This is a genomic window from Mycoplasma testudineum (genome assembly GCF_002245785.1).
Taxonomy (GTDB): Bacteria; Bacillota_I; Bacilli_A; order Mycoplasmatales; family Metamycoplasmataceae; genus Mycoplasmopsis_B; species Mycoplasmopsis_B testudinea.
The window spans coordinates 58,822-71,600 of the sequence record NZ_NNCE01000004.1; the positions used below are offsets into that span (position 1 = coordinate 58,822).

At 28.8% G+C, this 12,779-nt stretch carries 7 protein-coding genes and 1 pseudogene; 6 read left to right on the top strand and 2 right to left on the bottom strand.

The annotated features are described in order from the left end of the window. Position 1 precedes the first annotated feature (1 nt). From CG473_RS02340 to CG473_RS02360, 5 genes and pseudogenes are all read left to right on the top strand, one after another. Positions 2–916, top strand: a complete 915-nt coding sequence (locus CG473_RS02340; RefSeq protein WP_094254710.1) for a 2-oxo acid dehydrogenase subunit E2 — start codon at positions 2–4, stop codon at positions 914–916. After that, positions 916–2,160, top strand: a complete 1,245-nt coding sequence (locus CG473_RS04350; RefSeq protein WP_208107022.1) for a 2-oxo acid dehydrogenase subunit E2 — start codon at positions 916–918, stop codon at positions 2,158–2,160. Before CG473_RS02340 ends, CG473_RS04350 begins: the two co-directional genes overlap by 1 nt. Before the next feature lie 2 nt (positions 2,161–2,162). Then, a pseudogene (locus CG473_RS04365) lies at positions 2,163–2,468 on the top strand (biotin/lipoyl-containing protein); the annotation flags it as partial. Positions 2,469–2,549: 81 nt separating this feature from the next. Then, positions 2,550–3,929 (top strand): dihydrolipoyl dehydrogenase, encoded by a 1,380-nt coding sequence (gene lpdA, locus CG473_RS02355; protein ID WP_424991517.1) that lies wholly within the window; start codon positions 2,550–2,552, stop codon positions 3,927–3,929. Positions 3,930–4,312: 383 nt separating this feature from the next. Next, a complete protein-coding gene (locus CG473_RS02360; RefSeq protein ID WP_094254712.1) occupies positions 4,313–4,873 on the top strand; it encodes a hypothetical protein in 561 nt (186 codons plus the stop codon). 23 nt (positions 4,874–4,896) lie between these two features. Here CG473_RS02360 and CG473_RS02365 read toward each other — a convergent pair whose 3' ends face one another. Then, positions 4,897–8,076, bottom strand: coding sequence for an AAA domain-containing protein (locus CG473_RS02365; protein WP_094254713.1), 3,180 nt, complete (start codon positions 8,074–8,076; stop codon positions 4,897–4,899). Positions 8,077–8,250: 174 nt separating this feature from the next. On the opposite strand from CG473_RS02365, the gene CG473_RS02370 reads away from it, so the two are divergent. Further along, entirely contained in the window at positions 8,251–11,193 is a 2,943-nt protein-coding gene (locus CG473_RS02370; RefSeq protein WP_094254714.1) for an AAA family ATPase, read from the top strand. A 74-nt stretch (positions 11,194–11,267) separates the two neighbouring features. Here the strand turns inward: CG473_RS02370 and tig are convergent, their stop codons facing one another. Continuing rightward, positions 11,268–12,668, bottom strand: a complete 1,401-nt coding sequence (gene tig / locus CG473_RS02375; RefSeq protein WP_166623192.1) for a trigger factor — start codon at positions 12,666–12,668, stop codon at positions 11,268–11,270. Between the last annotated feature and the right edge of the window lie 111 nt (positions 12,669–12,779).

The following is a 12,779-nucleotide window of genomic DNA, read 5'->3' on the forward strand; positions in this document are numbered from 1 at the left end:
AATGGCAAATGCAAACATTCGCATAAGCCCATTAGCTAGAATTCTCGCTGCTAAAAAGCAAATAGATTTATCTTTAGTAACCGGAAGTGGTTTCCAAGGAAAAATTATGGAGCAAGATATTTTATCTTTTGATCCATCTAAAATTGCAACAAGCAAAAGTCCTTCAAAATTTGAGGCCTTTAGCGTTAGAAGCCCATTGCTTGATGATTCATCAGCTAAAAGAGTTAAAGTTGATAATGTTAGAAAAGCAATTGCAAAGGCAATGAAAAATTCTTGAGCCAATGTTGCTTATGTTAATTTAATTCATAAAATTTACGTGTCAAAATTATGAGATTACAGAAAAAGTGTCAAAGACTTTATCTTTGAAATGACTGGTGCTAATATCACATTTTTAGCATTTATAGTTAAAGCAGTTGCTTTAGCAATTCATGAATATCCAGTTTTCGGTGCTAAATACGATGAAAAAACCGAAGAACTAGTGTATCCAGACCGAGTAAACATTGGAATTGCAGTTGATACTGACCATGGTTTATTTGTACCTGTGATTCACGATGCAGATAAAAAATCTGTAGTGCAATTAGCACAAGAAATTGTTACTTTAGCTAAAGCTGCTAGAGACAAATCACTAAAACCAAGTCAAATGAAAGATGCTACATTTACAATTACCAATTACGGTTCAGTAGGTTCATTATTCGGTGTTCCAGTAATTAACTATCCTGAAATTGGTATTTTAGGAGTTGGAGCAATCGCAGATATGCCGGTTTTAGATAAAAAATTGAAAAAAATGGTACCAGGAAAAGTAATGTACTTAACTACTGCTGCAGATCATCGTTGAATAGATGGTTCAACTATCGGTAGATTTACATCAAGAGTTGGATTATTACTGGAAAACCCAAATTTATTAGGAGTATTTTAATGTTTAAATTCAAGTTTGCTGATATCGGTGAAGGTCTTCACGAAGGAACTGTTGCCGAAGTATATAAAAAAGTTGGTGATTCAGTTAAAGAAGGAGAGCCTCTTTTTTCAGTCGAAAACGAAAAAATGACAAGTGATATTCCTAGTCCTGCAAGTGGTAAAATTACTGAAGTATTAATTAAAGATACTCAAGTTATTTCTGTTGGTGATCACATTTTCACAATTGATAATACTTTAGGTTCTTCAGCTAAAGCAGCTGAACCTAAAAAAGCTGAAGAAGATGCTCCTTCAGTAGTTGGTACACTAACAGTTTCAAATGACATTGTTAAAACATCAGGATTATCATTTGGTAACAAAGTACAAACTCCAGTTGCTAGTTCAGCTCCTGTTAGTGCAAGTGCAACTATGCCTAAAGGATTAAGAAAAAGAGAGCGTTTTCAATGATTGAAAAATCAGAAAAACACTCCAGCAGTTGTACCTGCAGCTGAAGTTGCAGTTGCTCCAAAACTAGTTTCAGCACCAAAAGAAAGTGCATTCAAAACACTTGAAGCTAAACGAGTTAAAGTAGATAACGTAAGAAAAGCAATTGCTAAAGCAATGAAAAATTCTTGAGCAAATGTTGCTTATGTTAATTTAGTTCACAGAGCTGATATGACTAAATTGTGAGATTACAGAAACTTAGTTAAAGATGATCTTTTTGAAATTTCAGGTGTAAAAATCACTTTCTTAGCTTTCATTGTTAAAGCAACAGCACTAGCATTACAAGAGTTTCCAATTTTTGGTGCTAAATACGATGAAAAAACTGAAGAATTAGTTTATCCAAATACTGTAAACATGGGAATCGCAGTTGATACAGATCACGGACTATTTGTACCAGTTATTAAAGATGTACAAACAAAAAGTGTAGTTTCAATTGCTAAAGAAATTGTTGAATTAGCAAGTGCTGCTAGAAAAAAAACATTGAAACCTTCTCAAATGCAAGGAGCAACTTTTACAATTACTAACTATGGTTCAGTTGGTTCATTACATGGAGTTCCTGTAATCAATTACCCAGAAATAGGTATTCTTGGTGTTGGAGCAATTATTGATGAAGCAGTTATTGTAAATGGAGAAGTTAAACCAGGTAAAGTTATGTATTTAACTACAGCAGCTGATCATAGATGAGTGGATGGTTCAACAATCGGAAGATTTACAACTAGAGTAACTAAATTACTAGAAAACCCAGCATTATTAGGAGCATTTTAATTATGTATAAATTTAAATTTGCAGATATTGGTGAAGGTTTACACGAAGGAACGGTCGCTGAAGTTTACAAAAAAGTAGGCGATTTAGTTAAAGAAGGAGAATCACTTTTTTCAGTTGAAAATGAAAAAATGACAAGTGATATTCCTAGCCCTGTAACTGGAAAAATTACTGAAGTTCTTCTTGAAGAAGGAAAAGTTATCCATGTTGGTGATGTAATTTACGTTATTGATGATGCTTCAGGAAGTAGTGATTCTAAAGAAGCTGCTCCAAGTCCAAAAGCTGAAGTAAAAGCTGAAGTAAAAGTTGAAAGTCCTAAAGTTCAAGTTTCTTCTTCAAATAAAGAAGAAGCAAAAGCTTTTGCAGGAAAAGTAGACGAAGAATTTGATTTAATCGTAGTAGGTGCTGGACCAGCTGGATATTTAGCAGCTGAAGAAGCAGGTAAATACGGATTAAAAACTTTAATTGTTGAAAAAGAATTTTGAGGTGGTGTTTGTCTTAATATTGGATGTATTCCAACAAAAGCACTATTAAATTCAACTCACTATTTACAAGCAACTCAAGAAGCACAAGAAGTGGGTGTAGTTTATAAAAATGCTAATATTGAAATAGACTACAAAAAAAGCTGAAAAGCTATTCAAGCTAAAAAAGATGCAGTTGTTAAGCAAATTGTTGGTGGAGTTAAATTACTTTTAAAACAACCTAACATCAAAGTTATTGAAGGAACTGCTGAATTTGTAGCTGCTAAAGCAATCAAAGTTGATGGTAAAGTTTACAGTGCTAAAAATGTTATTTTAGCAACTGGTTCAGTTTCAAGAAAACTAAACTTACCAGGTTTTGATAAAGCATACGAAAAAGGTATTGCAATCACAAGCCGAAGTGCAATCAACATGCAAGATTACCCTTCATCATTAAATATTATTGGTGCTGGTGTTATCGGTTTAGAAATGGCACAAGTTTATTCAACCGCTGGTGTTAAAGTTAATGTTATTCAAAATACTGATTCAATTTTGACTGATGGTATTTCGCTTGCTATTAGAAAAGCTTTAATTACTCGTTTAGAAAAAGATGGTGTTAAATTCTATTTCAATTCACAGGTTAAAGAAATGAAAGGTAAAAAACTTTTATTTGAATCTAACGGTGAAGCAAAAGAACTTGAAGCAGATTACACATTAGTTTCTGTAGGTAGAGTAACTGTAAGTCTTGGAGTTGATAAATTTGGGATCAAATTTGATGAGCGTGGTGTAATTCAAGTAGATGATAATTTTGAAACAAATATTGCTGGATTTTATGCAGTAGGTGATGTTAATGCTCAAAAAATGTTAGCACACGTTGCTTATTCACAAGCGCAAGAAGTTGTTAACCGAATAAATGGAATTTCACATGTTTATCCTAAGAAAAATGTTCCAGCTGTTATTTATACAAATCCAGAAATTTCTTTTGTTGGACTTACACATAAAGAAGCTGTTGATGCAGGTTACAAAGTAGTAATTGGAAAATACAGTTACGCTCATTTAGGACGTGCTATTGCAACTGGAAAAAATGAAGGATTTATTGAAATCTATGTTGATTCAGAAACAGGTAAAATTCTTGGATCACAAATTTTTGGGGCAAACATTAGTGATTTTATAGCTGAAATTACTTTAGCTATGGATAATGAAATTACAATTTACGAAATTGCTTCAACAATCCACCCACACCCTTCATATGCAGAAATTATTTGAGAAGCTGCACGTGGTGTTGTTCTTAAACTACATAAATCTCATAAATAAAATTTAAAAACAGCTTATAAAAGCTGGTTTGATTAAAACCAGACAAAATTGTCTGGTTTTTTATTATTTACTTTTCAAATTACAATGAATTAGCTGGTCAATAAGCAACACATTTAATTTTTAGTAGTGGATTAAAACAGTTTAGTCTATGCAATTAATTTTTATAAATAATACACTAAAGTTTGTATGCTTAATCAAATTAAAATAAAATGGAAATTTTCATTGCATTTTCTGGTAACTTATCGAAAATTAACGTATGGAGTAAACTAAAAACTCAAATGTGTATTCCAAATTCAATTATGTATTTGTGACTAAATACTCAGGTTATGAAAGGAAATTAAAATAACCTGTCTATTTACTAGACTAATTTATGTACTACGAATATGAAAAAAGTGCCAGAATCTAAAAAAATAAAATCATCAAATGACAAAACTATAGAAGTAACAAGAAAAATTAATGAATCTAATTTACTTCAACACATTAGAATCGAAAGCAGGAAAGGCTATGAAAAATTTAATGATTATTTTGACAAATTAGAGCCTTTTCACCAAGAAACAATATGTCAGTTAATTTCCAAAATTAAACAAGTCCACAGAAAAGAATTTCAGGCATCTGGAGATGGTTATTTTTGCATCAAAATTAAGCTTGCAAATTCAAAAAAATTACTCATTCCAATTCCAAGAAAATATAAGAACAAATTTAATTATTCAATCAACTATTTAATTAACGAATTCATTGATAAGAAAATATTGCCACAAACTCTTGAATATTGAAAAAAGTCAGAATATCCTTCTTATAACAAAATGGAGCAATTCATTTTGACAAAATTCGGTTTGTGTATTAGTTCAAGTAAGCTTGGAAAAATTTTAAAAAATGTCCTTAAAAAAGAGGGAATTGAACCACATTATAAATATAAGAAAAAATCAACTAATAAATCAAATTAAATGTAATTATCACTTAACATCACTTATGAAATTTGCTTATAAATATTTTCAAAGTTAGAATTAATATAATCAACAATTTTTTGAATTGTGCCTTCTTTATCTCTATATCAACTGATTTCTAAAATTCTTGTTATATTGTAGCCTTTTGCTTCTAAATATTCTTGTCTAGAAAAATCAGCAAGTTGCTTGTCAATTCCTAAACCACCATGATATCTGTAGCCATCTACTTCTATTCCGATAATGTAATTTAAATTGGCATCAAGTATTGCCAAATCAATTCTTAATGATCCAACAGAATATTGTCTTTCAATTTTTAAACCTAAGTTTTTCGGCAACCTTTTTGCTAATAATTCCGCTACGTCCTGTTCAAAACCAGAATCGTATTCACCACCAAAAATTTCAATTTCTTCTTCTTGTTTTGAAGAATATGAAATCTTTTCGCTATCTTTCAAATCCAAAAAATTTAATCATGATCTAAAAACTAAATAATCTATAGAATCGCCTTTTTTAAGATCATTTGAATAAAGAGATTTAACTATTATCATTTTCTTTTGAGCACGGCTTATCGCTACATTTAGAGCGTTTTTGCCGCCTTTTCTAGCAACATATGTCTGAGATATAAAAGTGTTTTTATCGTAAGCAACAGAAATAATAACTAATTCGGCTTCGTCCCCCTGAATATTTTCTAAACTTCTCAACATAATTTTTTCGTCTTCAATAGCTTTAAATAATTTCGGATAGTGTGAAATAATTTCACTTTCTATAGCTTGTTTTTGATTTGAATTTAATGTTAGTAAAATTATGCTATTGTATTTTTCTAAATTATCATTTGCAATTTCAATTACTTTGTCGACTTCTACACTATTCGTTTGATCTACTCATTCGCCATCTACATTTATGATTTCAATTGAATTGTAATTGACTCCGTTTTGATTAACAACATCTAAATTATCTTCATAAAATTCTTTAGCACTAAAACTCATTAAACTAGCGTGTTTTGCTCGATAATTTTTATCAAGCATTATTGAATAAACTCCCTTTTCTAAACCGTAATCAAGCAAACTTTCAGCATCTTCGGCTAAATCGACTTCTTCATTTTCATTTGCTTCTTCTCTAATTCCAAATCACTTACTTGGTTTTAGTTGCTGATTATCTCCAGCAAAAATTTTAATTTTTGAAACATATAAAAGTGGTAAACCAGTTTCGACAAACATCTGTGAAGCTTCATCAAGAATCACATAATCGTAATAATTTTTCTGCATATGAAGTTGCAAATTTTCTGGTGTAGAAATTTGAATTTTAAATAAAAAGTCAATAACTTTTTCGTGATCTTTTAAAAATTTAAACGGCAACCTTCTACCAGCTCTAACGGCATTAAAAAATTTCTGACAATCTTTGTAAAACTCTTTTTGAGCAGGATCGCCATTTTTTAAAGCATAAAGATTATTCATAATTTTTGAAAGTATTTTTGATTCAATATGTTTTGAATCATCTTGAAAATTTTCTTGGTTATAAAAATGTTCGTTGTGCTCAATTAAATTTTTATAGTTGCCCAAATTAATTTCAGTTTTAATTTTATTAATTTCATCAAGCGAAAATTGAGTTTTATTTTTTTTATAAATATCATAAGCTAAATTAGCTTGTTGTTTAACTTCTGCAGGATAACTTTTAAATATAAAAAATCCAGTTTTTTCAATTTTATTTAAACTAACTATTTGACTAAAGAAATCTTTATAATCTTGTGGATTTTTAGGAAATAAATAATCTGATTTTAATTGCTTAATTTCATCAACAAATGTGAAGTTGTTTTGAAAATATTGAATTAAATTCAATTTTGATCTGTAATCTTTTTCCTTGGCAGCTGTTGACAGGAATTTAATAGCTTCTGCTTGATTTCTAGATAAACGAGTATTTTTTTGTCTTAAATTTGCGAGATATTCTTGATTATCTGAATGTTGAAAATTATCTATTTTTTTGACAAATTCACGGAATGATTTATAGAAATCGCTTTTATCCATATTTTTTTCATTTATGTTAAAAAACACAAAAGGAGTTAAATTTTTCAATCGTTTTTTAAGCACCTCTAAGGCTGCTCTTTTTTGACTAACTACAATCGCTTTCTTGTTCTTAATTAAAATATTTGCAATTAAATTTGCGATTACTTGACTTTTACCAGTTCCAGGCGGACCTCAAATTACTGTCGATTGATCTAATGATGAAACTATTGCTTTTTCTTGAGAATAATCAGCAGGCTGAACTTTATAAATATCAATTTCATTTTCAAAATTAGCTTGAACATTTTTCATATATTCGCTTTTATCAATGTTGACATCTAAGATGTCATCTACTTCATTTTTTTCAATAATTTCAAGCATCAATTTTTTCAAATTACCGCCTGCCGGTTCAAATAAACCTAGCACTGTTCCGCTACTAATTTCCAAATTTATGTTATCAATGCTTAATTTTGTTGTTAGCGTTGTTTTGTCTTGCAAAATTTCCTTTGTATAATTTAAATTAAATTTTTTAGCAATTATTTCAATAACTTCATCTATATTCATTTCTTTTAAATCTAAAACGGGCGGGAAATTATATCCAAAGCGATTTAACATAAAAATTAGTTTCTCGTTAATAATTCAGTCACCGTTTGATTCAAGTGTAAGATAAGACATTGATTGACTATTTTTCATTTCCAACAACACTTCTTTAAAAATTAATGGTGCATATAATTCTTTACCTTCAATTTTTATTTTTGCAAACATTGTTCCAACGTGTAAAGGCCAAATATTTTTTTGAATATTGATATCTACAACTTTTCTTCTAAATTGGTGCCATCTAACGCTATATTGAGCAATTTTTTTAATTAAATTTTCAAGAATTGATTTTTTTAAATCAATAAATTTTTCTTCATTTAATAGTGCTGATTGATTTACTTTTGATAATTTAAAATTAAACTCTGCATGGGTATCAATAATGCATTGACCATCTTCACAATTTTTTATTTTTTCAAAAAATAATTCGTAATCGTTTTCAACTAAATTAATTTTAAATGATTTTTGATTTAGTATTTTTTCTAAAGATTTTTGACCAAATTTTTTATTAAAATCAAATACAACAATATTATCTATTCTTGTATATAGTGTTCTATCTACTCTTTGAATTTCTAATAAGTTATTTAACAGTCTTTGATATTTGTCTATACTCATTTTTAAATTATATTAAATGAAGTCTAGTAAATTAATATTTTTAAGGATGAATATTAGTCTTATATGAGCTGATATATGTACTAAAAAATGTGTCATTTTATTTCTTCGAAATACCCAAATAAGTTAATCAATATTTTATAATTAAAGAATAACCAGATTTAATAAAGGATATCTATGAAATTAAAAAAAATTTACGCTCACGGATTTAAATCATTTGCTGACCCAATTCAATTAACTTTTGACGGTGGAGTTGTAGGGATTGTCGGTCCAAACGGAAGCGGTAAATCAAACATTAATGATGCAATAAAATGAGTTTTAGGAGAACAATCATCCAAATCACTTAGAGGTGAAAATATGGAAGATGTTATTTTCGGTGGAAGTAAAAAAGTTACTGAAATGAAAAAAGCGATTGTTACTTTAACTTTTGACAATTCAGAAGGCTTGGTTTCTTTACCTCATAAAACAATAACAATAACTAGAGAACTTGAAAGAGGAGAAGGTAAAAATAAATATTACATAAATGATGAATTAGTTCGTTATCGTGATATTAAAGATATTGTTTTAGAATCAGGAATTTCTAAATCATCTTTAGCTATTATTTCACAAGGAACTGTTAGTGATATTGCTGAAGCAACACCTGAAAGTAGAAGGTTAATTTTTGAAGAAGCTGCAGGGGTAAGTAAATACAAATTTAGAAAAACAGAAGCTCTTAGAAAACTTGAAAAAACTCAAGAATCTTTAAATCAAATTCAAGTTGTTATTAAAGAATTAGATAGACAATTAAAACCACTTAGAGCTCAAGCAGATAAAGCTAAAATTTATCTAGAAAAAGCTAGAGAACTTAAAGCAATTGAAGTTGGTGTTTTAGTACACAACTTGAATTTCTATAAAGAAAAAATTGAAGAATATAATCAACAATTAGAAGGTGTTCAAGAAACCAAAGATAATCTTGAAGCAGCTATTTCAAATAGCAGTGACCACCTTTCACAAGCTACTAGAGAAAGATTAGATATTGAAAATGAAATTCAAGATACAAATTCTAGAATTGCCAAAATTGAAGAAGGTTTAAGTCAATTACAAATTGTTTTTGCTCAAGAAGAAAAACATAGAGAACTAATTATTTCAGGTGATTTAAAAGCATCTTCTGAACAAAAAAAAGAAGCATTAGTTGCTTCGATTTCTTCTACTAAAACTACAATAGATTTTTATCAAAAAGAAGCAAATAAATTGCAAAGTGAAATTAATGATAAAAAAGAAGCAATTAGCCAATTAGACAAATCAGTAAATGATGCAAGAATTACTCAAGCTAAAGAACACAAAAGAATTAGTGAGGCTAAAACAAGAATTTCTATTTTAGAAGATCATAAAAAAAATAAAACAAATTATTTCAAGGGTGTAAAAACAATCACTGAAAATAGCAATATTTTTAAAGGTTATTTTGGACTAGTTGTAGATTTATTAAAAATACCAAAAGATTATGCACTTGCTGTTGAAGCAGTATTAGGTAATACATTGCAACACATTGTTGTTAAAGATAGTGATGTAGCTGTTCAAGCTATTAATTTCCTTAAACAAAATGATGGTGGAAGAGCAACATTTATACCTATTAAATCTATATCTGAAAAAGTTGTTAGAAGAGAACATTTAATGGCACTTTCTAATGTTGATGGTTATTTAGGTTTAGCTTCTGAATTAGTTTCAGTAGATAATCCTGAACTTGAAATTCTTTCTAAATTTTTACTTGGAAATATTATTGTTACCGAAAATATTGAAGCAGCTAAAAACATAGATGCGTTATTAAGTCACCGTTACATGATTGTAACTTTATATGGAGATATTATTCGTTCAGGTGGAGTAATGACTGGTGGTACACCGCAAGCGGATGCTACATTAATTGGAATAGATGATCAAATCCAAAAACTTAAAGATGCAATTCCTGAAATGGATGCAATTCAAAAAAGATTAGAAAATCAAATTATGATTGATGATTCTAAACGCAAAACATTGCAAACATTAATTAGTGAACTTACAGTTGCAAAAACAAAATATGAAACTAATTTACAAAATGAAGAAATTAATTTTGCTAAATTAAAATCACAATATGAAGCAATATCATCTGAAAAATTAGAACTAAAAGAATCTACAGAAGTTAAGACAAAAATCCAAGCTCTACAATCTGAAAAAGTTCGTTTAAGTGCACAACGTGATGCAAATTCAGCTAGAGTTAAAATATTAAATCAAGAAACATTTAGACTTGAAAGTGAAAAATCAGAATATCAAAAATCATTGATAGATTTAGAAAAAGCTTTTTCAAAAGTTATTAGAGAAAGAGACAAGGCTTCATTTATAACTCAAGAAAACCACAAACGACTTAGTGAATTTTATAATATGACACTAGAAGTTGCTTCAGCTAAATATAAATTTGAAGGTGATATTGAAGCAGCAGAAGAAAAAATTGCAATCCTTAAATCAGACATTAAAGATTTAGGTAACGTTAATGTTGATGCAATTAAAGAATTTGAAGAAATAAGCGAAAGATTTGATGAGTTGAAAAATGCTGAAAATGAAATTATTGAAACAAAAGTAAAAATTGAAACAGCTATCAAAGAAATGGATTCATTAATTATTGAAAAAATGTCTTCAATAATTAATGAAATAAATGAAGAATTCAATAACGTTTTTAGAACTATGTTTGGTGGTGGTAGAGCAGAAGTGTTTTATATCGATCCATCAAATCCATTAGAAAGTGGTATTGATATAAAAGCGCAGCCTCCTGGTAAAAGTGTTAATAGTTTAAGACTATTTTCAGGTGGTGAAAAATCTCTTATTGCTATATCTTTACTATTTGCAATTTTAAGAGCAAGACCATTAGCTTTATGTATTTTAGATGAAGTAGAAGCAGCTCTTGATGATGCCAATGTAGTTCGATATGCTGAATACTTACAAAAATTAAAAAATAAAACACAATTCCTAGTTATTACACACCGTCACGGAACTATGAGTAGAGTTGATGATTTAATTGGTGCAACAATGCAAACTCGAGGAGTTACAACCTTCTTTAGCGTTAAATTAAGTGAAGCTAAAAAGCTTGTTGATAATCCACCGGTAACTGAATAGTTGAATATCTCTGTGGAGATATTTTTTGTTAATAAAAAAATAGGTATTAATACCTATTCTAGCTTTCTACTGTTTTAGTTACTAATTATTTCTGAAACAAGCCTTTTAAATTCTTCTTCTTGTTCTGGGTAAATTAATTTTAAAACTTCTAATTTTGCCTTCTCAAGTTTTAGTGTGTAAGTATAACTTTCTTTTCTACTATTTACTTGAGTCTTTATTATTTCTTCGCTTACACCATTAATTTGTGACATCAACAAAAAGTACTTATTAAATTCTTCATCTGAAATTGTTATATTAAATTTATTAAATAAATAATTTGATATTTCCTGATATTTAATATTTTCTCTAGCTGTACTATCTGTTTCGGCATCGAATTGTTCTTCAGTTTGATTAACAAACATTAAATAGTTTTGTAATGTTTGACCATTTTGTCTTAATCTATTAATAAATGAATTTTTTAAGCCAGTTATTTCATTTTTTAATTCAGTTTTTGAATATTTAAAATCACTATTTTCACCTCAAATTTTATTAACTACTAAGCCATAAAATGCTTCAAGTGATTTTTGTAATTTAGAGTATTGTGATTGTCTTTTGAATATTTTTTTCAAATCATCTGCTGAAGTAAAAGTAACGTAGTTTGTTTCGCTTTTGAAGAATTCAAAATTTAATGTTGGTTTTGTTAATTTTGCTATTTCTAAAATTACAACATCAAAAGCAGCATCTTTACCAGCTAAATTTGTAGCACGATAATTATCGGGAAATTTAACATTAACTACTTTTTTATCTCCAACTTTAAGACCAACTAATTGTTCTTCAAAATTACCAATAAAACTTTTTGATCCAAGTATTAAATCAGTACTTTCGCTTTTTCCTCCTTCAAATTCTACTCCATCAACTTTACCTACAAACGATAATTTTACTCTATCGCCTAAAACAGCTAAATATTCTGGATTTTTTTCAATAACAAATTTAGTGTGAGATTCAATAAAATCATTTAATTTAGAATCAACTTCACTTTCTTCAATATTAATTGAGAATGAAGGTTTTTCTACACCCAATGTATTTAAATCAACAGTTGAAAAATCATTTGCTTTTGGAACATTATAAGTAACAACATATGTAGATTCGCTTTTAGTAACGTTTGCTACTCAGTTCTGGCTTAATTTTAGTGCTTTATATTCACTTGAATCACTTACATAACTGAAAAAACTATTTACAATATCTTGATTAGTTTTTTTATCATCTACCAATTTTGTAAATTCATTTCCAGATATAGTAACTCGAAAAACTGCTTCAAAATCAGCTTTTTGCACTTCTTCTGTTGATATCGATTTGACAACAACGTTAACTTCACTATTGTCTTTTGTTTCAATTTTTTTATCGTCCGTATCCGTGTTCTGGCTACACGCTACAGCCACAATCGGAATTGAGACCGTTGCCAATGACAGTGGCAATATATATTTAAATTTTGTCATGGCTGCATTATAGCAAGAATCAAATAAATATGAATTACTATTTCATTCTCTATACAAATTATGCTCGAACAACATTTAAATCAAAAATGCAAGATAATAAAACAAAAATCA